This window comes from Anditalea andensis (assembly GCF_000714815.1).
Taxonomy (GTDB): Bacteria; Bacteroidota; Bacteroidia; order Cytophagales; family Cyclobacteriaceae; genus Anditalea; species Anditalea andensis.
The window spans coordinates 527,070-551,960 of record NZ_JMIH01000024.1 but is presented as its reverse complement, the minus strand read 5'-3'; the positions used below and the strand labels follow the sequence as shown (position 1 = coordinate 551,960).

The 24,891-nt window shown below is 41.0% G+C and carries 16 protein-coding genes; 9 read left to right on the top strand and 7 right to left on the bottom strand.

Annotation, left to right across the window (positions count from 1 at the left end):
• Positions 1-133 precede the first annotated feature (133 nt).
• Entirely contained in the window at positions 134-3,271 is a 3,138-nt protein-coding gene (locus EL17_RS18685; protein WP_035077424.1) for a SusC/RagA family TonB-linked outer membrane protein, read from the bottom strand.
• A 182-nt stretch (positions 3,272-3,453) separates the two neighbouring features.
• Between EL17_RS18685 and EL17_RS18680 the strand changes: the two genes are divergently transcribed.
• On the top strand, positions 3,454-4,047 hold the full coding sequence (locus tag EL17_RS18680) for a TetR family transcriptional regulator (RefSeq protein WP_035077423.1): 594 nt from the start codon (positions 3,454-3,456) through the stop codon (positions 4,045-4,047).
• Between the two features lie 166 nt (positions 4,048-4,213).
• A complete protein-coding gene (locus tag EL17_RS18675) occupies positions 4,214-4,642 on the top strand; it encodes an SRPBCC domain-containing protein (RefSeq protein WP_035077421.1) in 429 nt (142 codons plus the stop codon).
• 402 nt (positions 4,643-5,044) lie between these two features.
• Here EL17_RS18675 and EL17_RS23605 read toward each other — a convergent pair whose 3' ends face one another.
• The 6 genes from EL17_RS23605 to EL17_RS18650 form a co-directional block, all read right to left on the bottom strand.
• Positions 5,045-5,200 (bottom strand): hypothetical protein, encoded by a 156-nt coding sequence (locus EL17_RS23605; protein WP_164675150.1) that lies wholly within the window; start codon positions 5,198-5,200, stop codon positions 5,045-5,047.
• Between the two features lie 25 nt (positions 5,201-5,225).
• The gene (locus EL17_RS18670; RefSeq protein ID WP_035077413.1) at positions 5,226-6,242 is read right to left on the bottom strand and encodes an alpha/beta hydrolase fold domain-containing protein; all 1,017 of its coding nucleotides are present in this window, start codon (positions 6,240-6,242) and stop codon (positions 5,226-5,228) included.
• 134 nt (positions 6,243-6,376) lie between these two features.
• Entirely contained in the window at positions 6,377-7,186 is an 810-nt protein-coding gene (locus EL17_RS18665) for a helix-turn-helix domain-containing protein (protein WP_035077412.1), read from the bottom strand.
• 6 nt (positions 7,187-7,192) lie between these two features.
• Complete coding sequence (locus tag EL17_RS18660; RefSeq protein ID WP_035077410.1) at positions 7,193-8,002, bottom strand: oxidoreductase; 810 nt, start codon at positions 8,000-8,002, stop codon at positions 7,193-7,195.
• A 243-nt stretch (positions 8,003-8,245) separates the two neighbouring features.
• Entirely contained in the window at positions 8,246-8,986 is a 741-nt protein-coding gene (locus tag EL17_RS18655; RefSeq protein ID WP_035077407.1) for an SDR family NAD(P)-dependent oxidoreductase, read from the bottom strand.
• A 77-nt stretch (positions 8,987-9,063) separates the two neighbouring features.
• On the bottom strand, positions 9,064-9,633 hold the full coding sequence (locus tag EL17_RS18650) for a Crp/Fnr family transcriptional regulator (protein ID WP_035077405.1): 570 nt from the start codon (positions 9,631-9,633) through the stop codon (positions 9,064-9,066).
• Positions 9,634-10,056: 423 nt separating this feature from the next.
• Between EL17_RS18650 and EL17_RS18645 the strand changes: the two genes are divergently transcribed.
• From EL17_RS18645 to EL17_RS18615, 7 genes are all read left to right on the top strand, one after another.
• Entirely contained in the window at positions 10,057-14,151 is a 4,095-nt protein-coding gene (locus EL17_RS18645; protein ID WP_084166267.1) for a hybrid sensor histidine kinase/response regulator transcription factor, read from the top strand.
• 300 nt (positions 14,152-14,451) lie between these two features.
• A complete protein-coding gene (locus EL17_RS18640) occupies positions 14,452-15,339 on the top strand; it encodes a PKD domain-containing protein (protein ID WP_035077402.1) in 888 nt (295 codons plus the stop codon).
• A 56-nt stretch (positions 15,340-15,395) separates the two neighbouring features.
• A complete protein-coding gene (locus EL17_RS18635) occupies positions 15,396-18,332 on the top strand; it encodes a SusC/RagA family TonB-linked outer membrane protein (RefSeq protein ID WP_035077400.1) in 2,937 nt (978 codons plus the stop codon).
• A 12-nt stretch (positions 18,333-18,344) separates the two neighbouring features.
• Entirely contained in the window at positions 18,345-19,955 is a 1,611-nt protein-coding gene (locus tag EL17_RS18630) for a RagB/SusD family nutrient uptake outer membrane protein (protein WP_035077398.1), read from the top strand.
• Between the two features lie 186 nt (positions 19,956-20,141).
• Positions 20,142-21,224, top strand: coding sequence for an endo-1,4-beta-xylanase (locus EL17_RS18625; protein WP_164675149.1), 1,083 nt, complete (start codon positions 20,142-20,144; stop codon positions 21,222-21,224).
• 158 nt (positions 21,225-21,382) lie between these two features.
• Positions 21,383-22,801 carry a glycoside hydrolase family protein gene (locus EL17_RS18620; RefSeq protein ID WP_035077396.1) on the top strand — a complete coding sequence of 473 codons (1,419 nt, stop codon included), beginning with the start codon at positions 21,383-21,385 and terminating at the stop codon, positions 22,799-22,801.
• A 55-nt stretch (positions 22,802-22,856) separates the two neighbouring features.
• Positions 22,857-24,698, top strand: a complete 1,842-nt coding sequence (locus EL17_RS18615) for a glycoside hydrolase family 2 protein (protein ID WP_035077799.1) — start codon at positions 22,857-22,859, stop codon at positions 24,696-24,698.
• The last annotated feature ends 193 nt before the right edge of the window (positions 24,699-24,891 follow it).

The window sequence follows — 24,891 nt, the reverse complement described above, 5'->3', positions numbered from 1 at the left end:
TTTTTCAATGTTATGTGGATCTAAGGTGGTCCCCTGATATACCCCATTAGTCATCAGGGCAATATGGGGGCATCTCAGTGTAGGATAAACTTCGGTCATGCGTGGTTTAATAAGAAATCACATTTTCAAGGGTTTAAAAACTTAGATTGATATTGAATCCAATATTTCTCACTGATGGCGTTTGTAAATTATCTACTCCAGAATCAGGATCGATGTCCTCTAGATTTGACCATAGCATCAGGTTCCTACCCACCAAAGATATTGAAGCATTTTGAAGGAAGGATCTATTTAAAAAGGCAGCTTGCAAATGATAGGTGAGACTGAGCTCTCTCAGTTTGACAAATGAAGCGTCAAAGAAGTGGGTATACTCAGCATTTAATGTGGTTTTGTTCCAGTCGATGTAATTTACAGCATTTTCATTTTCTGCATAAGTTCTGGAATCTTCTAATATATTACCGAATGCATCAAAAGAAACATTACCACCTGTTACTACTACACCATCTGCCACGTAGGTGGCTAAACCATTGTTAGCATCTTCCCTAAACTGGTTGACCGAACCTGGGTGAGTGCCTCCCCACCACATTTTTTCGTGTGTTTGCGAATATATTGTTCCCCCAATTCTGCCATCAAATCCAAAACCTAACGTTACGTTCTTGTAATTAATAGTGTTTTGAATACCAAATATGTATTTGGGATTGGTGAATCCCATCATTCTCTGATAAGGATCTCTAATTGGATATCCGTTCTGGCCTATGATTAACCTGTTGTCAGGTGTTCTTTGGTATTGGCTGGCAGAAAATATCTGGTCTGTCCTTTCTCCCACCAGAATATTTCCAAACCTATCTGAACCATCAAAGCTTTCAGAAAGTATCCTTTGATAGGTACTCCAGTTTAAGTTTATGTTCCAGGAAAAATCATTTCTCAGTATCGGTGTAGCATTTATCATCAGTTCCCAGCCTTTTCTGGTAAATTCGGCACCATTTTCCAGTCTGGTAGTAAAACCCGAGGCTTGGGAAACTGGTACTGAGATCAGGTTATTAAAATCCCGGATCCTATAATAAGTCAAATCAAGCCCCAGTCTTCCTCTTAAAAACTTGGTGTCGATCCCTATCTCATAACTGTCAGAAGTCTCAGGTTGAATATCGGGATTGATCAGGGCACTCGGAAATATCAATGATGGATTTCCTCCCCATACCACTCCCGGGTTAAATGCCTGGATGTGGCTATAGGGATTTATAGCGTTGGATCCATTAGCAGGTCTTATTCTTCCGTCAGAAACCCTCGACCAACCTGTCCTCACTTTTACGAAATCAATTGGCCTCGGAAAATCAAGGAAATCGGATATGGTTCCTGCAAAGGTAATGGATGGGTAAAAAAACGAATTGTTACTGACAGGGAGGGTTGAAACCCAATCATTTCTACCGGTTACTGTAAGAAACAGGGCATTCATGAATTCAATATCCACTGTCCCAAAGGCCGAATTGACCTGTTCTCGGGTCAAACTATTGGAACCGGAAAGCGGCTGTTCGGAATTAGCTACATTATAAAAATTAGGAATAGCAAGGCCATCTGTATTCAGACTTTCACTCCTAAATCTAATAAACCGGTTTGATCCGCCTGCATTGGCATTGATCACAAAATTGTTACCCAGATTTTTGCTATAACTTAAAAATAAATCAGTGTTCATATTTAGCTGAGCGGAATTATTAATATAAAAATTCCCTCGTGAGACTCTACCATACTTAACATAGCTTTTTGGTTCTTTATCAGTTCTTTCCAGGGCATAAACATTCATACCCGTTCGGACAGTGAACTTTAAATTTTCAGTTGCATCATAATCCAACTTAATCTGTCCATACGTATTGTCCTTATGATAACCTCTCAGATACTCGTATGCCTGAAAATAAGGATTATTGTAATAAGAATTATTAAAATGCTTCTGCTGAAAGCCTTCCCTGCCGGGCACCCAATATTCTTTCAGATCCCTGACATCTACATCAGTACCTGTCCATAACACTAGATTATACAGGTAATTTTCAGGCCCATATGGTGTTTCAGGAAAATTCTCGGTATACTGTCTGTTATAGGTCATGGATGCATCTGCAGAAATTTTTGTGGAAAGCCTATAGCTACCCGCTACAGAAAATGAGGTATTATGAAGTTCAGTATTGGGGACCAATCCCTTCTGATAAATGTGGGAAGCTGAAATCCTGTAATTTCCCTGCTCATTCCCGCTAGTAAGGTTAACATTATTGGTGGATATCAGACCCTGCTGGAAAAAATTCCTGATGTTATCAGCACCACGGGAAATAAATGGAATTGGTATCCGCTGCCCTGTTTCTGGATCTATTGGGCTATTATATTGGGGCCTTTCCACAAAACCGCTTGGAGTGGATGGATCTATTTGGTTCAATCGAGGTCCCCAGATCCAACCAAATCCTTCTGTACCGCTTCCTGATCCATCTACATATGCGTACTGCCCATTATCGCCATTGCCATAGGTAGTCTGCACAGTAGGGATCACTAGGTAACTAGGCTGAAACATCGTACTTGAATTAATTTCGACCCGTGTCCCTTCACTACCCCTTTTGGTGGTAATCATTAAAGCTCCGTTTTTTCCTATAGCGCCATAGAGTGCTGAGGCAGTAGCTCCTTTAAGTACATTTATACTTCCAACATCATCGGCATTTATTTTCCAAAAATCATTTTCAGTACTTGGTATTCCATCAATTACGATTAAAGGCCTCGCTCCCCTCAGTGAAATTTGCGGATCTTGAAAAAGAGCTGTAGAATTATTTATTTGCAGGCCTGCAACCTGCCCTGTCAAAGAATTAATAAGATTGGGCTCTCGGGCTTTAGTGAATTTTTCCCCAGCCACTTCCTGGACAGCATAACCCAGGGATTTCACATTTTTTTCAACACCCAAAGCAGTTACCACAATACTTTCAAGATCTTTTATATCCGGTATCAATTGGATGTCAATTATATTTCGGTTGCCAATCACTTCTTCGACAGACAGGTATCCAATATAAGAAAACAAAAGTGAGTTGGAAAGATCCATTACCGCCAGGCTATACTTGCCTTCCAAGTCAGTAACTACACCTGTCGAAGAATGCTTTAGCAACACTGAAACTCCTGGTATCGGATTTCCATCTTCATCTATTACAGTACCCGATACTGTTACATTTTGAGCTAATAAATGCTCTGGAAAAATCAATGCCAATAAAGACATGATTACCATAAGTAAAACTCCATTGTAAAAATTTTTCATTTGCCCGGATTTAGGATGATTTTAAAGTAGGGCAAAGTAAGTTTATGATCTTTACTTTATGGATAAGCCATTTTTATGATATCATTAACTATACGTACTTTCAATTAATTTAATGTTAATTCAATTAATTGAATACTCATTCAACTATTAAAATTAAATATTTTTTTAGTTACTTTGCTTTTATGGGACTATCAAACATTTCAGATCTTCGAAAAAAAGAAATAGTAGAGGCATTTTATAAAACAGCTATTAAAGAAGGGTTGGAAAGCACATCAATAGCTAAAATTGCAAAATCATTGGATATCCCGCCAAGTCTGATTGTCCATTATTATAAATCTAAGGATGAGTTGGTCAATGCCCTTATTAATCACTGTTTGGAATTATACCTGAAAATTTTTGAAAAAACCTATGATTCTGCAATAGATTCATCACAAATGTTACCTTCCCTCATCAATAGAATGTTTTCTAAAGACTGGAATGACCTTTTTGATGATGGTGTATATTATAGTGCCTATGCTATGGTTTTCAGAGAACCTAAATTCCGTGAAAAATTCAGCAAGATCCATAAAATCCTTCGCCTTAAATTAAGTGAACTTCTCAAAGAGTGTAATGAAACAGGAATGATCAAATGTATAAATCCAGACCAGACCGCAAACCAGATATTTTTTCTTTTAGATGGTACTTATTTTTACATCAATATGCTGGAAACTTATAAAGAACAGAATGAGCACCTTGAAAGCAGTAAAAAACTCGCATATAGCATATTAGGCCTATAAAATTTTCAGAATTACCCATAAAAACACATATAATTAGGTATTTTATACAGAAAATTAGGTAAGGTTATATTTTTAAATGGTTTTATTATGTTAACGGAAATGGATACAATCTCAAACAAGATGAAGTATAAAATGGGCAAAATCATTTAATAGAAAAGACCAACAGATGGAAAGCATAGAACAAATCAACTACATAAAATCACCTATTGAAACGGTGTATACAGCACTTACATCAGAAGAAGGCTTAGGGAAGGTATGGACAATGAAGTTAAAAGTAAAACCCGAGAGGGGATTTATCAATGAATTTGATTTTGACGAAGGCTACCTCACCAAAATGAAAATCATAGACCTGCAGGAAATCAGCAAGGTAATATGGGAGTGCATATCCTCAGATCAGGAATGGAAAGGGACAGGGATATCATTTGAGCTAACGCAAAACGACAATATCACAACCGTGCTCCTGAAACACTATAAATGGAGAGAATTGACTGATTATTATCGATGGTGTGCTTATAATTGGGCTATGTTCCTATATAGCCTAAAGACCTACTGCGAAAACCAGAAAGGAATGCCTTATCAGGAGCGGGAATTATGAGAACGGACAAAAATCAATGCACCGCCCACATCACCTTCACCACCGGAACATACGGATATCATGGTACTTCCCTACTATTTGCCGAGAAGGAATAGGACTCTTTTTCGGATGAAAATTACGGTCAAGAGATTTTTATGCTCCTTCTGTCCGGCATTAACGGCTTCATAAATTTCGTATTTAATCATGCTGTACATTAAATGTACTTCTATTTCATATTGTACCTGCCCTATCGGTGGTGTCCTGTATGGTTACCCATCTCCTTTACAGCGTTACATCAGACGTCACCTTGTCCCGAACAAAGTGGTGTGAAGGGTACTATTATACGGCTTTTGCTTAGATCAATGAGGTTTCACCGCATGGCTAATAAAAGCCCTCTGCGAAAGGACCGGTATGCGGAAACCATCACTTAAACCGTCTACCCCATACTTCCCTTCGACCGTACCTTTTTTTCCATGCGGAGAAATCTCTTATACCTATCCCCTCCTGAATCAGCTCATGGCTACCGATAACTTTATTATCAAAGAGAAACTCTGTGGCAGCATCGGGGATAAAAGGCATATTTTTATACTTAATCCTTAAACAATTACTTTAAATACTTATCTAAAAATTGGTACACGGCTTTTCTGGCTGCTATGGCTTCAAGTATTTCCGGATAGTATTGATAGGCATGCCAGCCCCCTTCGCCGACCAAAAGTTCTGTAGGGACACCTCCTTCTTTCAATTTCCAAAAAGTCCGGACCGAAATGCTTAGGAAAAGGTCCCTGGTTCCGGTAGCCAAAATAGTAGGAGGAAAATCATCCTTATATTCTGCAAAAACCGGTGATACCTGCGGATCATTTAGGTTAGCAGCGGCTGGTAAATATAAATCTTTAAAGAGTTTATCAGCGCTGTTTTTTAAAGCAATCACATCTCGCCCATCATTAAAGTAATAAGAGTCATTTCCTGTGAAATTAAGGTCCAGGGCAGGCGTGAACAATACGTTTGCATCAGGCATTCTGAGATTTTCAGTTTGGGCTTTAAGAAGCATAGATTGTATTATTTGTCCACCACCTGATATGGATGAACTTACCATTTGTTTTTCGGGAAACCGATGGACCAATGCTTTATACACCTCAAGGGATGCGTCAATGGCTACAGGGTATTTTACTTCGGGCGACAATGGGTAATCCACGGAATATACAGTATAGCCGTATTCATTGGCCATTAGCATGGCCGCTCTCTCATAAGGAGTCCCCATCATAAATCCTCCACCGTGTAGGTGGAACCCTATAATGTTCTCTCTGCCGGGCTGAATGGTATTCGGTTGGATGATAGCTACCTTTACATTGGCGATTACCGTGTCCCTTGTGGTGAATCCAAAACGATGGTGCATGTCCTCCAACATCCAGTTTTCATAAGCATTCCATTGTTCTCTGGCCATTAACTTCTGCTTGTCGTTTAAGTTGATAAGCGGGAACCGGTAATACTTAAATGATCTGAGTGAATCTTGGGCCTCTTGGCTCATATGGACCAATTGTTCCGGACCGGCGATTTTGACTCGATAGGCACAACTGGATAAGGAGGCCATCGCTACTGTTAATACAAGAATAATTTTTTTCATTGATGTTCTTTGTTTTAAATATTACCACAAAGTTACAATGGATGACTGTTGGCTATTTTCGTCAGAAGTTCTTATTTGTTTGTTAATACGTTCACATAGAATGATGAAGAATAGGAATGCCTATGAGGATCAGCCTAAGTACCGATCTCACTCGGTGCAAATCCATAATGGTTTTTGAAAGCGAAGGAGAAATGTGAAAGGTTTTCAAAACCCACTTCCAGATAGACATCGGTAGGCCTTTTTTTCTTTTGCGCCATGAGGTAATGCGCCATTTCCAAACGTTTCCGCTGTACCCATCTTTCAGGGGTGGCTTCAAAAATCTTAACAAAATCTCTTTTGAAGGTAGAAAGGCTCCGACCCGTTAATTTAGCGAAAGTGGCTATCGGCACATTGTATTGGTAATTCAGGTTCATGAATTTTTCCAGGTCTATTTTATAGGGGTCCCTGAAGTCAAAAAGAAAGTTTTGGAAGGAAGGATCACTTTGCAATAAAAGCTCGATGGCTTCCCGTGTTTTAAGTCCGCATATTACTGAGGAGAGTTTTTCGGGATGACCTTCATAGGGTATCAGTGAATCAAAATAACCTTTTATCACCGGGTTTCCGGAAAGCTGAATAACTGATTTTCCCTGATAAGCATGTTGTTCACCAATATTGTTTTCCGAAGCGAACTGCCTCAAAGTTTTCTGGTCAAAAAACACTCCTATCATTTTAAAGGGTTCCCCAGTTGGGGATGGTTTTTTGTATTTTTTGACCAATTGGTTCCTGCGCATCAAACCTATGGTACCCGGTTTCACTATATAGGAACCTTCATTGGTAAAATACTCAGCTTCACCGGACAATGTAATACCCAGACTATGTTCCGGTAAAAATTGCTCAGAACTCTGTTCTTTTTGATAAGCACAGGAGTACAAAATGTTATGTTGTATGATTTGTTGACTTTCCATAGGCTATTATTTTGCCTGGGTCATAATTAATCTGTCCATCATATTGTCTGTTAAAATGCTTTTTAAAGTTAACAATAATTTCGCATCCCATTTTACATATCTGGTCTGAGGTCGCTTAGTGGTGATGGCTTTAAAAATAAGCTGCGCAATGGTTTCAGGGGCGGAAACATTTGCGGCTACTTTTTCGAAGGAATTATAAACTTTGGAGGCAAGCTCTTTGTAAGGGCTATTGCCCGAAACCCTCATTAGGCTTTCAAACGCAATGCTACCCCATTCCGATTTTGTCGCACCCGGTTCCACCACGATTACAGCTATACCAAAAGGTTTAACTTCCATCCGCATACTATCACTCAGGGCTTCCAGGGCAAATTTGCTTGCATGGTACCATCCACCCATGGGCATGGCTACTTTGCCCCCAACTGAAGAAATATTGATGATTTTACCCTGACCTTGTCCACGCATCTTGGGCAGTACCAATTGAGCCAAGCGCATAGCCCCCATCACATTGACCTCCAATTGATAGCGGGCATCGTCCATGGACACATCTTCAATGGCTCCATAGGAACCAAATCCGGCATTGTTTATCAATACATCTATCCCCCCGGCTTCTTTCATAATTTGATGGACTGCAAGCACCATACTTTTATCATCGGCAAGATCCAGTGCCACAGGTGTGACGCCCAAACCTTTCAAATCATCCATTCTTTCTATCCTACGGGCTGCACCGTACACATTGAACCCTTTTTCTACCAGCAGCAGGGCAGTTGCTCTGCCAATTCCTGCTGAAGCACCTGTAACCAAAACTGTTTTTCCCATTTTATGTATATTTTACAATACAAAGGTCTATGGTTTCCAGGAAATGAAGTTTGTTGAAAAGTCCAAATTTGATTGGTGAAAGGACCATAAAAATACTATCTCATTCTTTGTGACATGCACTATGCTGCTATATTAGCAATATAATGCTTGGGCATTTCCGCCATAAATAATATTAAATCCAAAGTTACATGATGGGATTTTCATACTTTCTAAATTTATTTAAAATCAAATGATACTTGCTGACTACCACGGTATTTCACCTGTTTCCGGATTATGGAATTCACTGATAAATTTACCACTGGGACCTTCCTGACCTATCATAGCATATTTGGCAATGCGGACGCCCGCATTTTCTGCTGTATCTGTCCCATTCTGATTGTTAAAATCTGTGGCGACAAATCCTGGATCAACTGCATTTACTTTAAAGGCTGTATTCCGTAATTCATAGGCAAGACATACTGTGTACATGTTCATGGCTGCTTTGGAAGGACCATAAACTGCTGCCTTATGATCATAAAATTCCCAACTGGGATCGCTGTGCAAAGTAATGGAGCAACCACTTGAAGATACATTCACAATACGAGGTTCGGTGGACTTTCTTAGTAAATCGATAAAGGACTGGGTAACCCTTACTACTCCAAAGAGATTCGTATCGAAAACCCCTTTAAATGTATTGATGTTCGAATCGAGTGCTGTTTGGGGGAAACCTCCGCCACTTATCCCGGCATTGTTAATGAGTGCATCCAAAACTTTGGATTTTCCACCTATTTCAGCACGGGCGGCAACTATGGATTCCTGATCGGTTACATCTATTTGTATAGCTGCTACATTGTCCAAACCTTCTGTTTTAAGCTTATCTACTGCTTCCAAACCGTTGTCAATTTTGCGGCTGCCGAGATAAACAAAAAATCCATTCTTTAACAGCGCCCTTGCCGTTTCATATCCTACACCTTTATTTGCTCCTGTGATAAATACTGATTTCAAATCTCTCTTATTTAAATTTACAATGTAAAGTTGCTTTTTTTGGAAATGAAATCATTTACCATATGGTAAAAAGTGTTTCAGCGGATGTTTTTTCTTATTCTGCTTAGAGATTGCTGTGTAATGCCCAAATAAGATGCAAGCTGTGATAATGGAATTCGGTTGGAAAGCTTCGGAAATTTCTCCAGAAATGTCAAATACCGGGTGGTGGCATCTTGTGCGACCAATGGGCTTCTACTTTCCAATTTTTCAATTAAAGTCTTTTGAAAAATCCGCTTAACGATAGTGTCCCAGCCAATAATGGTCTGGTCAATTTCTTCCCAATCAGACTTAGAGATGACTAAAAACTTGCAGTCGGTCACCGCTTGTATGTATTCAGAGCTTTCTATATTATTTTCAAAACTCTTCATTTCTACCACTAAATGGTTTTCATCAAAGAAATATCGGGTTATATCTTCCCCTCTATTGTTATAATAGCAAACCCTTACCACACCCTCTACAATAAAGCCAACCTGATGTGATATTTTTCCTGCCTCTGAAAAATACTCATTCTTATTAATTTCCAGTTCTCTTACTCTCTGGGATATAAATCCTATTTGCTTTTGGTTTAAATTTCCAAAATGCAATATGTATTCTATCAACTTATCCATGGGGTTTTTATTTCAAGGTACCTTACTACCAAATAGTAATATTTACAATTTCGCTAGGCAGGAAATTAACTCAATCATTTATGGCACATTGCTTTGCTAGGGCAATTTGAAGCCCACCATCATTTCTTACTAAGCATGATCTACCTTACCATTGATTGATACTAAGCCAAAATTTAATAATCAATCAAATAAAAATAATACAATCAAAAAGCCAAGTGTTTAAGAATATTTAGTCTGAAATCCGAATGTATTACTATTAATATCAGAATATTAGGATTATTAAGTAAAATCAGAATTTTACTGATACTCTACTGGTCGATAACTCTCATTTATTTGGTAGGAAATATAAGAATATATCTTTAAGTTTCTGATCATCTTATCCCTTTTGCCTATTAAAGGGAACATATATTTGATCACCTTCTAATGAGAATGAAATCCTCCCTATTACTACTGATGATGTTATGGGCATACCAGATATATGGCCAGCGCCATAATTTTAATATCAGCAGATTGACTACCAGGGATGGCTTATCCAACAACCATGTGACTGATGTATTGGAGGACAAAATGGGGTTTATATGGATAGGTACCTATGACGGACTGAACAAATGGAACGGGTATGATTTTAAAATTTACAGGAAAGAAACAGGCAACAGCAATTCTTTGCCAGGCAACTTTATTCTTTCCCTGGAAGAAGACAATGCCAACAATATCTGGATCGGCACCAACAATGATGGGCTGACCCGATATAATATAACTGAGGACAAATTCTATAGGTACGGTACCGTGGTGGGAGATGAACATTCCATACCGGGAAATATTATCAGATGCATAAAAGTGGATAAGCAGAACAATGTCTGGATAGGAACAAACTACGGACTGGTCAAATATGATCCGATAACCGATACGTTTAAGCGGTTTACCTTCCCTAAAGGCATGGTTTATACCGGTACCATAGATGTAAGAAGAATCCTCCAGATCAGTGATACTGATCTTTTGATACAAAACAGCCTGGGACTTTACTCCCTCAATCTAGAAAATGAGCTTATCCAAAAGGCAGGGTATGAGTTCCCTGGATATCATGATGGTCTATTTACTAAAAACGAGCCTATATTTTTTGACAGTAATGCCCATCTTTGGGTGGGGGCTACAGATGGACTGATAAGGTTCAATACAATAACAGGGGAATCAAAAAAGTATATAAACAAGGAGAACGATCCCGGAAGCATCAGCAGCAATGCCTTTTCTTATATATACGAAGATAGCAGAAAAAATGTCTGGATAGGCACGAGAAACAGGGGAGTAAACAGATATAATGCTGCGTCTGAAAACTTTACGGTCATCCAGGAAGAGGCCTATACCGGCAAGGGTCTGACCAATAATATCATCACCAATATCTACGAAGATTCCAATGCCAACATGTGGTTTTCTACCCAAGAAGGAGGTATCAACCATTTTAATTATAAGTACAGGGAGTTTCAGTACTATGCGCATAACCACCTGGACCAATCCAGCATTAGCAGTAACAAAACCGGGGTATTCCAAGAAGATGAGCAAGGGAATATATGGATAGGAACTAAAGAGGGTGGCATCAATAGGTATGACAGCGATACGGATGCTTTCCAACGCTACAAACTTACCTCTAAATTTATTTCTCCAAGTATACTGGGTATAGAAGTCAGGGACAATAACCAGCTCTATACCGCCGGATGGGATATGGGACTTTTTAGTTTCAATACAAAGACCGGCGAGGCAGTAAACCTGATGGATGGCGCAAAAATCAACAATAAACCGATCAGCCTAAATATAAAAGGGATGAAGCTGGATACTAAAGGAAACCTATGGCTGGCAACCCATGAAAAACAAGGCATTACCGTATATAATCCTGCAGAGCATAAATTTTATAATGCCGCTGATCCAGGACCCTATGATCCCCAACTATTGGGAATAGAATATGCAGTTTCCATGATGGAAGACAGTAAAAACCGATTATGGATCATTTCCTATGCCGGTATATATATGTATGACACCATGCTGCATAGTATCAAACATGATCCGGCGGACAGAAATACTTTAGGCTCCAATTATACTTTTGATATATTTGAAGACAGTGGGCATACTGTATGGGTAGGAAATGCAGGCGGTCTGGATAAAATAATAGAAAATGGCCGGACATTTACAGTTGAAAGGTACAGTGAAAAATTTTCCTTGCCCACTAACATTAAGGGTATATTGGAAGATAGCAAAGGCAATCTCTGGCTTAGCGCCAACCGGGACATCATCAGGTTCAATCCTGTCACAGAAAAAATCAAGCAGTTTGCCATTCATGATGTTCCAAACCAGGAATTTTATGAAAGGTCCAGGCTGAAGAGCAGGACCGGAGAAATGTTCTTTGGAGGCATTAACGGATTTATCCGCTTTCATCCGGATAGTCTGGTGGATTTTAAGAATAAATCGCGTGTATATATTGTTGATTTTCAGTTGTTCAATAAGTCCCAAACTGTAAACGGAGATAATTCCCCACTGGTCAGAAACATTTTAGAAACCTCACAGGTAAACCTGTCTTATGACCAATCAGTCATCACTTTTGAATTTTTGGGACTGAATTATAATGCCTTCCAACCTTTGGAATATGCCTATAAAATGGAGGGTTTTGACGAAGACTGGTATTTCGTAGGGGAAAAACGGTTTGCTACCTATACCAACCTTCCTCCGGGAAAATATAACTTCAGGGTACATCTGGTAGAAAATAACGTACTACAGGAGGCAGGTACCTTTCTATTGCTGGAGATAAGTCCGCCATTTTGGAAAACAGGATGGGCATATGGAGTATATTTTGTGCTGATAGCATTAACATTTTATTTGTTCAGGAAAGCCATCTTATACAGGGAAACGCTACGAAATGAAATCGAACTGGAAAAATTAGAAATAAAAAACGCTACAGAAACGAACCTGATGAAGTTGAGATTCTTCACCAATGTTTCCCATGAATTCCGGACACCGCTTACGCTGATAAAAGCACCTATAGAAAAACTATTAAGCGCCACAGAGGATATGGACAGGGAGGAAAAGAACTACCACTATAACCTTATAGAAACTAATACCGCTAAACTTTTAACCCTGGTGAACCAGCTGATGGATTACCGGAAACTGGAAGCCGGGAGTCTTGTACTGGAGACGTCAAACGGTGATATCGTAGCCTTTTGCAAAAAAACATGGTCCATCTTTCAGGTATTGGCAAACAAAAACCATATCACCTACGAATTCCATTCTGAAGTAGATTCCCTGATGATGGCTTTCGATGCAGATAAACTGGATAAAATCATCAGCAATTTGCTATCCAATGCTTTTAAAAACACCCATGAGCAGGGCCATATCAAGTTGATCATCGAAAAACATCCTGACGGTCCGGACGGGCAAACCGGGTTTGTCCATATTAAAGTACAGGATGATGGGGAAGGTATTCCAAAAAAAGAATTAAAACGGATTTTTGAGCGGTTCTATAGCGTCCCCAGAAAAGATACCGATGTCAATAAAGGAACCGGAATAGGCCTGGCACTATCTAAGGAACTGGCAGAACTTCACAAAGGGGAAATCCGGGTGGAATCAAAAAAGGGAGAAGGGGCTACCTTCACCCTATCTATTCCTTTTGCAAAACAGAAAATGTCTAATCACCTACTCAATCCAATTACCCGTCAGATCAAATCGGAAACTGTCGACAGAGAGATGGACCACATGATCCTCGGTATCAAACCATCCGAAAACCCTAAGATACTGATATTGGAAGATGATGCTGAACTGAGGGATTTTTTAAAAAATGAACTCAGCTCAGGCTTTCAGGTAATCACAGCCGTCGATGGTGAAGAAGGGCTGGAAAAAGCATTTTTAGAAATTCCCCATATCATCATCAGTGATATTACCATGCCAAGGATGGATGGGGTAGCATTCTGTCAAAGGATAAAAGCGGATCATAGAACCAGCCATGTCCCACTGATCCTTCTTACGGCCAGACATGCCCGGGAAAAACAGCTGGAAGGGCTCACCTCTGGTGCAGATGATTATATATTAAAGCCTTTTAATCTGGAAATCTTAAAATTAAGGATCAATAACCTGCTCCATTCCAGAAAAGAACTGGCCGAAAAGTTCAAAAACAGCCAGGAACTTACTTTCGAAAATGATCAGGTTGAGGATAAGGACAAGATCTTGATTCAGTCCATTATTGACATAGTACTGGCCAATCTGGAGCAGGAAAAAATCAATGCTGATTTTATAGCCCAAAGAGTGAATATGAGCAGGACATTGGTATACCTGAAAATAGAAGCGCTTACCGGGCAGAGTGTAAATGAATTTATCAGAAATATAAGGTTAAAAAAAGCTATCCATTTACTAAAGGAGAGCTCTTTAAATATAACAGAGATAGCCTATACGGTGGGATTCAGCAGCCAAAGTTATTTTTCTCGTTCTTTTATCAAGCAATTTGGTATGTCCCCAAAAAAATTTCTGGAAATATACAGATAGTCATTAGGCTTTAAAGCACATAATGGACTAGGATCCCTTTACCCAATTAATACTGTGAAAATAAAATATTTAAAAGGCACCGTGCACATATATCAATGTGCAATATAAATGCGCAATGAATACATACATGTTGTTGTTATAATCTACACGATCAATATTATTTAATAATAAACATGCTAAATAAAGCCTCATCCTACTTTTGAACAATAGTACATGTTATATGTACAATAATGAACTGACTTTTTCTCCTTCCTGGATAGTATTGTGCCACTATTAAAGTGAAACAGTAAACCTAAAATCATGAGCACAATAACAAAACCCCAAAAAAAAATACCGGCTTTGATGCTGGGCTTGACCATGCTCCTGGGAGCCTGTGTGGGAAGCGAAAATGAACTGGTACTCCCTGAGCCTCCTGTGATGGCAGCATCAGTAAATGCCACTGATATACTGGCAGGAGAAAGTATCGTCTTTACCGATAATTCTACTAAGGTTTATCAAAGATCCTGGTCCTTTACAGGAGGTGAACCTGCCACTTCGGAGGAACAGGAGGTAACGGTGATGTATGCTAGAGGAGGGACTTATCTGGCCAGCCTTTCGCTGACCTATATAGATAACCGTGTAGAAACAAAGGAATTTACCATAGAAGTAGAAGGGCCGGAAGAACCGGAAGTACCTACCCTGGCCTTTTATTCAGAAAACCCCAACCATGATGAAACTGCTGCTATTAAGTGGCAAAGAAACAATCAGTTTACCATCTCTGAGATATCTTCCGGGACCTATGAAGGAGCCAAGGCCCTCTCTTTTACCACTGATGGATCTTCGGACTGGGCCATGGCCACTATCACCCCGGAATCCGGAACAGTTGACCTATCTGAATTTGCAGCAGGGGCTTATAATTTTGCCATAAGATCCACGAGCACCGGTACCCTTGACATCAGACTGCAAAGCGCGGGTAACAACGCTGTTATACGGTTTACCGCGTCTGATGAGCAGTATGGCTTTAAAAGAGATGGAGAGTGGCATAAAGTGTCCATCCCACTGGCTGATTTCAAAGCCAACAGACCGGGACTGAACCTGGCCGCAATCAATGCCCTCATGGTACTCAGGAGTGACGGTGATGTCAGAACAGCCAATAATTATGACTTCTACATAGATGACTTTTATGTGTCAATGCCTATCCCCGAATAGTCCCGGTATCCCCCTGAATAAAAGAAATCATCGATTAACAAATAAACACCCATAACATGACTCAAAAATTACTCATTTTGATGTGCTTTGCCATGCTTTTGGTAACCCAAAGCTTTGCGCAGAGCACCATCACCGGTACCGTAACGGACCCTGAGGACCAAAACCTGGGGATCCCTGGCGTGAATGTATTGGTAGCAGGCACTACCAGAGGCGTAGTGACAGATATAAACGGAAGTTTCACCATCAGTGCCTCTGCGGATGATGTCTTGGTCTTTTCCTTTGTTGGCTACACCACTCAGCGTATTACCATAGGTAACAGATCTACGATCAATGTATCCATGGCGCCTGATATGCAGGCTTTGTCTGAAGTAGTAGTAGTCGGATACGGAACCCAGAAAAGAAGTGACATCACAGGAGCAGTGGCCTCCTATCAGGCGGAGCAGCTGGAAACCATGCCTACCATATCCATAGGCCAAGCCCTTCAGGGCCGTGTGGCTGGACTTGCTGTCAGCACAGCAGGATCAGGTGTGGAAGGAGATGAAGTCAACCTACAGATCAGAGGCAGAAATTCCCTTGCCGCCAGCAATGCACCTTTTATTGTCTTGGACGGAATTCCCTATAACGGCAGGCTCTCTGAAATCAATCCTATGGATATAGCATCTTTAGAAGTCTTGAAAGATGCTTCATCGGCGGCCATATATGGTGCGAGAGCGGCCAATGGGGTGATTTTGATCACTACCAAAAGAGGAACCCCGGGAAAGGTCAAAATAAATTACGACACCTATTTTGGGGTAGATCAGATCGCCAATATTCCTGATATGATGGATGGGAATACTTTTTACCAAACTAAAGTAGACCGATATGGCCAGGGTATAATAACCGCCTCAGAACAGACTGCTTTTGAAAACGGAGTCAATACGGATTGGTTGGATCTGGCTACAAGAACCGGTACAAGACAGCAGCATAACCTTTCTATAGCAGGAGGAACGGATGACACCCGGTATTTTATATCCGGTAACTATGTAGACGCTAAAGGGGTGGCAAAAAATGATGATGTGAAGCGGTTTACCTTAAGACTGAATGTTGATACAAAAATCACGCCCTGGTTGACTCTGGGTACCAGTAACCAAATGGCGAAGGTGGACAGAAGTGCAAATGCCGCTAATTTCGGGCAGGCATTCAATATGAACCCTTTGACTACTCCTTTTGAGGAGGATGGACGTACGCTTACCATCTTTCCATGGCCTGAAGATCCTTTCTTTTCAAATCCATTAGAACCTTTTAATCAACTGAATGAGGACCATACCCGGAGATTGATCACTAATAATTATCTAGAGATAGACCTGCCGTACATTCCCGGACTGTCTTATAGGGTAAATGCAAGTTATGATTACAGGTACAGGGCTATAGATACATATTCCGGCAGAAATACAAGGGCAGGCCTACAGCAGGGCGGAGTGGCTACTACTAATAACTGGCAAGAAGAGGACTGGATAGTAGAGAATATCCTATCCTATAACAGGAGTTTTGATAAGCATAACATAGGATTCACCGGTCTCTACAGTGCGCAGGAGAGATGGAGTAAAAACCATAACCTGACAGCGAACGGCTTTCCAAGTGATATCATGACAAATTTTCAATACAACCTGGCCACGGTGTGGACACCTTCTGATGCTTATACCCAGTGGAACTATATCTCACAGATGGCAAGGATCAATTATTCTTTTGACAGCAGGTACCTATTGACCTTGACTGCCAGAAGAGATGGTTACTCCGGATTTGGAGAAGCTACCAAATTCGGAATATTCCCATCAGCAGCCATAGGCTGGAACATAGACCGAGAGCCATTTATGGCCCAAATCCCACAGATCAGTGCCATGAAACTCAGGGTGTCCTATGGAGAAAACGGAAACCAGGCCATAGCCCCTTATTCCACTCTCCCCGGTTTGGCAGGGCAGAATTACCTGAATGACAGCAGGGAAACAGCCTTTGGGTTTTACCCTTCAGGAATCGGTGACCCCTCACTAGGATGGGAGACGTCCAGGTCTACCAACTTCGGAATGGACTTCGGCATATTTGGAAATAGGATCCAGGGATCACTCGACTATTTTATCACCAATACTACTGACCTGCTGCTCAACAGGAATATTTCCCAGGTGAATGGTACAGGACAGATCCGCCAAAACATCGGAGCTACGAAAAACCAGGGGATGGACCTTCAGATCTCCAGTGTGAACATAGACAACAGAGCTTTTAAATGGACCACTGATCTGACGTTTTCATACTTCAAAAATGAAATAGTAGATGTAGGGTTGAGGAACGAAGACGGTATGCCGGCGGATGATGTGGCGAATAGGTGGTTTATCGGCCAGCCTTTAAATGTCAACTTCAGCTATCTGTTCGATGGTATCTGGCAGATAGGCGATGATATCGTGAACTCCGCCCAGCCTAATGCCAGACCGGGTGATATCAGAGTAAGGGATGTAAACGGTGACGGCCGAATCGATGCCTTGGACAGAACATTTATCGGCAGGGCAATACCTGACTTTATAGCCGGTCTGAACAATATTGTCTCTTATAAAAATTTCTCTTTACAGCTTTTTATCAGTACTGTACAGGGATTGACCAGAAGTAATGAGCTGATGAATCCATTCTTTGATGGAAGGACCAGAACCCTGAACAGAGCATGGTGGACGGAAGAAAACCCGAACAACAGCTGGCCGGCAAACCGGGACGATTCCAATGCCTACCAGGTGCAGTATTTCGGAAGAGCCAATAACGCCAGTTTTGTCAGGTTAAACGACGTCACTTTAAGTTACAGATTAAACTCCCCTATGCTGAGCAGGCTGAACCTCGGCCGTGCTGAAATCTATGTTAACGGTAAGAATCTGGTCACTATCACGGATTGGGAAGGAACTGATCCTGAACTGAGCAGCCAAAGAAGCATCCCATTCGTGAAATCTTACATTGCAGGTTTTAGAGTACAGTTTTAATTGACGAAAAAAATGAAAAAATCGATATACATATTTATGATACTGATCTTCTGCTTAACTATAGGATGTGTAGAAGAAGATTTTCTACAAGAGGATCCCAGGGACAATCTTTATGCAGATAATTTATTTGAGAGTTATCAGGGATTCAGACTGGCTACCAATGCCTTACTGGATTTTGTAAGGGATGAAAGAGAAGATAAAATCCAGTCTGCTGAACTGGGATTTGGCTGGAAAATCGGTGTGGATAATGGCTGGGCCAATACAGAATTATCCTGGTCCCGAGGTATCAACCAATATAACGTGGATTTAAATCCTGAAATGCAATTGATGAACGGGGATACTGATGGCAATCCAGGTGTCTTCCTATTGATGTACAGGGCGATAAACTCCTGCAACATGGTCATAGCGCGGGCAGAAAATCCAAACATAGATTGGCAGGGAACATCTCCCCAACAGATTGAAGCCAACAAAAACCTAATATTGGGTCATGCCCATCTCATCCGCGCCTGGGCTTATCGCCATTTGGTATATACGTTTGGTGATATACCTATTACAGTGGAGGAGATAAACGGTCTGAACTATAGAAATGACTGGGACAGAAGACCGGTAAGAGAAGTACAGGAACTTATCGTTTCGGATCTTCTTTTGGCGGAACAGTTTTTACCTCCCGTTTCTGACAGTGTTTTGGAGCTTTCCGGCGCTATAGCTTCCCATTACCTGGCAGAAATGTACCTCTGGATGGATATGCCGGAACTGGCCAAAACTAAAGCTGAATCGGTCATCAACAGCGGAAATTTTTCTCTGATTACGGAGAGGTTCGGAGTAAGAAGCAACCAACCGGGAGTACCTTTCATGGATCAGTTCTATGACGGCAACATCACCCGCCAGCAGGGCAATACAGAAGCACTTTGGGTTTTTCCCAATTCTGATGTTTTAAGTTTACCTGGTGCCAGTTCCAATTCCATGAGAAGATCCTGGGTCATCAATTATAACGGGTATGCCCCATATACTCCTGAAAACGGAGGAAGGGGAATAGGCAGACTGGCCATTACAGCATGGGCTTTCAGCATCTACGAGCCGCAGGATCACCGGTTCAGTGAATTTGCCGTGAAAAAGTATTATATCGGCAATAACGGTGACACCATAAGAACCCAAACGGCACCATCCCAGATGAATATAAACAACAACAGGTGGGCCAGCACACGAAAGTGGGATTGGACCTACAATGATCCGAATCTATGGAATGCCAATTATGCCTTTGCTGACCAGGTTTATTTGAGGGTAGCTGAAACCTATCTGCTGCTAGCAGAAGCAGAAATGAAACTGGGTAACCTGTCTGCTGCGGCGGAACTGATCAACCAGATCAGAAGAAGATCAAATGCCTCTGAAATTACTCCCGGTCAGGTAAATATTGATTTTATACTGGATGAAAGATCCAGAGAATTGGTAACGGAAGAACACAGGAGACATACGATGATCCGTACCGGTAAATTAGTAGAGAGAAACCGGCTCTATAACAGGTTTGCAGCCAACATTCAGGATTTCCAGGTATTGCTTCCACTGCCCCAGCGGGTCATAGATGCCAATACAGGAAGGGTAATGAACCAGAATCCGGGATATTGATCTAAATACCTATTATGCTATTGAATCTTATAATAGGGCCTTTATAAACTTCTTATATGTTTTTGTTTGATCTATATGCTTTGGGATCAGATATCATTTAAAGTATAAGATAATGTGAGCCGGTCATACTGCTCATTTTTTAAGGCATAAATAAATAACAATTAAACCCATCCAAAAATAATGGAAATGTATCTTAAACAAACAGTATTCATCTTTTTGCTGGCTTTCTCTTTATCCTGTGTAGAAACACAGGAGAATAACCCTCTACTGGTAGAGCCCGAAGAAGAAACAGCCGTGGATCAGGTCATCCGCCATAAGGCCGCATTTAACGTGGGTGCCGCTGTAACGCGGAATGAACTGAACAGCGCCTCATATGCCAATACTTTAAAAACACATTACAGCCAGATTACGGCAGAATATGAAATGAAGATGGCCCATATATGGAATGGGGTCAATAATTACAACTGGACTAACGCAGATGCCCTCGTAAAATTTGCCGAAGACAACGATATGGAGGTTCATGGACATACCCTGGTATGGTATAAATCTTTTCCTAATTGGTTTAAAAATGCCAATTATGATTCGGCGTCCTTTGAAGGCCATGTCAAAACGTATATCGAAACAGTAGTGGGACGGTACAAAGGTAAAATTATCAGCTGGGATGTGGCCAATGAAATTTTTCTGGATAATGGCGGTCTAAGGTCCACGGACTGTCCCGTATTTAAAACCTTTAAGGATCCGGTAGCATTTTATGGAAGATGTTACCGGTATGCCAGAGAAGCGGACCCTGAGGCAAAACTTTTCTATAATGACTACAATGTCGTATTGGCGGGAGGTAAGAGAGGGGCAATGAGATCTATGGCCACCCGGTTTAAATCAGAAGGCTATCCTTTGGACGGTATAGGTGATCAGATGCATTATATGGAGACTACAAACAGGAACACCATCAAAAACGGCTTGGCAGATATGGCCCTTACCGGCCTTTTGATCCACATCTCGGAGCTGGACATCCGCATCAATACAGGCCAGTCGGATAATTTTGTCTATTCTACCACCGAACAGCAGAAGCATGCCAATGCCTATAAAGAAATAGTGGAAGCATACGAGGCCATACCCCAAAGCCAAAAGTTTGCCATCTCCACCTGGGGCCTTCATGACGGAAGTACGTGGCTGACAGACTGGTGGCACCCTAAAGAATATCCTCTTCTATTTGATGACAAATTCGAGAAAAAACTTACTTATGAGGGTTTTCTCAATGGTCTGAAATAATCCTAAACCTACCACTAAGGATTATTCCCCTTCATCATCTATTTAATATGGGAGAACCAGGGTCAATAAAAGCAAAAACAATCATGCCCCCTTCACCACATTTGGCTTTACCCATGTGATAGGTGGAAGGCGACGTTAAAAAAAAATAAAAAATACAAATGAAAAAAGCCATTATTCTTTTTACCATGGCTGGCTGCCTGGCAACTTTCAGTCCATCTGAGGCACAGGAGCTCAATGGATATACGACAGTAAAAGCACGCAAAAACGCAGATGACCCCCATTGGGCAGACTATCAGGCTAAAACCATAGGTACATATGCTGACCTGGTAGATAAAAATAAAGAACCTGCTCTCAGCCAATTTGGTGGATGGGAAATCAATAAATCCAAAGCTACAGGTTTTTTCAGAACCGAATGCCGTGAAGGCAGGTGGTGGATCATAGATCCTGAGGGCAATCCTTTTATCCATAAAGGAATAGCTGTATTCCGAGCAGGAAAGTCAGAAAAACAGCAAGCTGCCATGAAAGCCAAATATGGTAACAACGAACAGTGGGCCAAAGCAGAATCAAAAATGTTGAGAGATAATGGGTTTAATGGTCTGGGAGCTTGGTCTGATGTGGATCAGATCAGGCAACTGGATCATCCCCTGGTATATACGGTGATCGTTAGCCCCATGGGAAATTATAAATCAGATCATATCAAAAAATACGGCGGAGCATATAAACAGGCAGGTTGGCAAAACTTCCGCTTTGATCTAGCCATGGTTTTTGATCCGGAGTTTGATAGGTACATAGAAAATGCCATCCAACCTATAGCCCAATATGCGGATGACAAATACATGCTGGGGATCTATACTGACAATGAACTCCCATGGAAAAATGATGCTCTTGACAGGCATTTAAAATATCTGGCCAAAGATGAGCCAGGGTACATTGCCGCACGTACATGGATGGACGAACGAAAGGGGTCAGAAAGTACTTTGGAAAACATTGACGATGAAGATAGATTGGCTTTTTCAGCTTTCTATTTTGAAACATATATCAAGAAGGTCAGTGCGGCAGTAAGAAAATGGGCGCCCAACCACCTCTACCTTGGATGCAGGTTCAACCAGGAAAAGGAAGAGCTTCAGAATCCGGCCATCTTCAAAGTAGCCGGTGATTATGTTGATATCATTTCCATTAACCATTACAGAAAATGGGAACCGGATCAGGAAATTATGGAAAACTGGGTAAAGTGGTCCGGAAAACCCTTTATCATCACAGAATGGTACACCAAAGGGGAAGATTCAGGATTGCCCAACCGGACAGGAGCCGGCTGGAATGTGCCCACCCAGGAAGACAGGGGGAAATTCTACCAGAATTTCGTCATTGAACTGCTTAAAAGCAGAGGGAATGTAGGCTGGCACTGGTTTACTTATCAGGATAATGACCCTCTGGACCTGACAACCGATTACTCCAACCGTGATTCCAACAAAGGAATAGTAGATAGCCAGTTTAACAGATATCAGCCTTTAATGGATAAGATGAAGGAGTTGAATGAACATGTCTACAACCTTATAGAACACCTGGACAATAATTAATCATCTCTATTTCTGTATTAAGCTACCTATGAGCACTGACCTATTTGAATTTTCTATGAAAAAGTATCCCTATTATTTATTAGTGTTAGTAATGTTTATAACCGGTTTTGTAGCCGTTGCCCAAGAGATCGAAGAAAATAAAAACCTGATACAAAATGTCAAAGGCAGAAAATTGCTAAGCCTAAACGGCCGGTGGAATTACATCATCGATCCTTATGAAATGGGTTTTTATGATTACAGATATGAGCCTTTTGACCAATCCAAAAATAGAACAGGGGGCTTTTATGATAATAAAAATCAAAGCGATAAAAGTGAATTGATTGAATATAATTTTGATTTATCCCCTCAACTCAATGTCCCCGGTGACTGGAATTCCCAAGATGAAAAACTTGATCTTTATGAAGGTACCATTTGGTATAGGAAAGTATTCAGGTATACTCCGGAAACCGGTAAGAAATATTATCTCTATTTCGGTGCCGTTAATTATGAAGCGCATGTATATGTAAACGGCAAAAAAGCGGGTATGCACAAGGGAGGATTCACCCCTTTCCAATTTGATGTGACCGATAAATTGAAAGATGGAGAAAACTTCGTCGTAGTAAAAGCGGACAATAAGCGGAAAGCAGAAGAAGTACCCACAGTCAATACTGATTGGTGGAATTATGGTGGCATCACCCGTGATGTATATATAGTGGAGTTGCCTGAAAGCCATATTGCAGACTATAAGGTACAGTTAGAAAAAGGGAATTTAAATCTGATTACAGGATTTGTACAACTGGACGGGGATAGGTCTAACCAACCTGTTACTATAGCCATACCGGAGCTAAAAATCAATACCACTGTTTCTACAGATGCTTCAGGAAAGGCAATTTTCTCAATTCAAGCTAAGAAGATCAGCCACTGGTCACCAGATAATCCCAAACTTTACGATGTAAATGTCAGCACCGCTTCAGATAAAGTGAAAGATAAAATAGGTTTCAGGACTATAGAAATAAAGGGTACTGACATTATGCTTAATAACAAATCAGTTTTTCTGAGAGGCATATCCATTCATGATGAAAACCCCCTGATCAAAGGCAGGTTTAGGGGTCAGGGTGATATGAGGATGATGCTGGAGTGGGCCAAGGAGCTAAATTGCAATTATGTAAGGCTGGCACACTATACCCATAATGAAGAAATGGTAAGACTGGCAGACGAATTAGGCCTTATGCTCTGGGCTGAAGTGCCCGTCTACTGGACCATTGCATGGGAAAATCCGGCTACTTTCCACAATGCCAGACAGCAGCTTACCGATATGGTGGACAGGGATAAAAACAGGGCCAGTGTAATCGTATGGTCTATAGGCAATGAAACGCCCCTGAGTGAGCCCAGGCATAAATTTATGGGAGAAATGGCTGCCCATGCCCGGTCACTGGATGATACCAGACTGGTAGCGGCTGCGCTGGAGGTGCACCGTGAGGGAACCGACATAATTGTCAATGATCCATTAGGAGATAAACTTGACTTGGCAAGTTTTAACCAATACGGCGGATGGTACTGGGAAATGCCCCAAAATCTCCATCAATACAATTTTAAAATTAAACTAAACAAACCTGTCGTCATTACCGAATTTGGAGGCGGAGCAGTAGCCGGTTTCCATGCTGATGCAGAAACAAGGTTCTCCGAAGAATTTCAGGAAGAAGTTTATATACATCAACTGAAAATGCTGGAGAAAATAGAGGCCCTTAGAGGTATGACCCCGTGGATCCTGGCAGATTTCCGCTCTCCCCGGCGCCAGCATCCGGTATTTCAGGATTTTTGGAACCGTAAAGGCCTGCTTTCAGAAACCGGACAAAAGAAAAAGGCCTTCTATGTGCTAAAAAATTACTATGACAAAAAGGAGCAAGAATATAAATGATTGGGAGTATAATTGGTGCAGGAATATAAATAGCCGAAATTACATTCCTGTACTTAACGCATTTGAAAAAAAGCGTTTGGTTAAAAAAAATGGGCACACCAAATATCAAAACTAAGATAGATGAGCATTGTTATTTCAAATAGCAAGTGAATTTACTGTATCCTGAATTTTCACTACTAAAAATTAACGTTCC

Excerpts from the sequence above, each read along its gene's own strand:
- EL17_RS18685 (WP_035077424.1), bottom strand. The coding sequence starts at position 3,271 with ATGAAAAATTTTTACAATGGAGTTTTACTTATGGTAATCATGTCTTTA.
- EL17_RS18615 (WP_035077799.1), top strand. The coding sequence starts at position 22,857 with ATGAAAAAGTATCCCTATTATTTATTAGTGTTAGTAATGTTTATAACC.
- EL17_RS18665 (WP_035077412.1), bottom strand. The coding sequence starts at position 7,186 with ATGGAAAGTCAACAAATCATACAACATAACATTTTGTACTCCTGTGCT.
- EL17_RS18630 (WP_035077398.1), top strand. The coding sequence starts at position 18,345 with ATGAAAAAATCGATATACATATTTATGATACTGATCTTCTGCTTAACT.
- EL17_RS18635 (WP_035077400.1), top strand. The coding sequence starts at position 15,396 with ATGACTCAAAAATTACTCATTTTGATGTGCTTTGCCATGCTTTTGGTA.
- EL17_RS18670 (WP_035077413.1), bottom strand. The coding sequence starts at position 6,242 with ATGAAAAAAATTATTCTTGTATTAACAGTAGCGATGGCCTCCTTATCC.
- EL17_RS18660 (WP_035077410.1), bottom strand. The coding sequence starts at position 8,002 with ATGGGAAAAACAGTTTTGGTTACAGGTGCTTCAGCAGGAATTGGCAGA.
- EL17_RS18675 (WP_035077421.1), top strand. The coding sequence starts at position 4,214 with ATGGAAAGCATAGAACAAATCAACTACATAAAATCACCTATTGAAACG.
- EL17_RS23605 (WP_164675150.1), bottom strand. The coding sequence starts at position 5,200 with ATGCCTTTTATCCCCGATGCTGCCACAGAGTTTCTCTTTGATAATAAA.
- EL17_RS18650 (WP_035077405.1), bottom strand. The coding sequence starts at position 9,633 with ATGGATAAGTTGATAGAATACATATTGCATTTTGGAAATTTAAACCAA.
- EL17_RS18620 (WP_035077396.1), top strand. The coding sequence starts at position 21,383 with ATGAAAAAAGCCATTATTCTTTTTACCATGGCTGGCTGCCTGGCAACT.
- EL17_RS18645 (WP_084166267.1), top strand. The coding sequence starts at position 10,057 with ATGAGAATGAAATCCTCCCTATTACTACTGATGATGTTATGGGCATAC.
- EL17_RS18640 (WP_035077402.1), top strand. The coding sequence starts at position 14,452 with ATGAGCACAATAACAAAACCCCAAAAAAAAATACCGGCTTTGATGCTG.
- EL17_RS18625 (WP_164675149.1), top strand. The coding sequence starts at position 20,142 with ATGTATCTTAAACAAACAGTATTCATCTTTTTGCTGGCTTTCTCTTTA.
- EL17_RS18680 (WP_035077423.1), top strand. The coding sequence starts at position 3,454 with ATGGGACTATCAAACATTTCAGATCTTCGAAAAAAAGAAATAGTAGAG.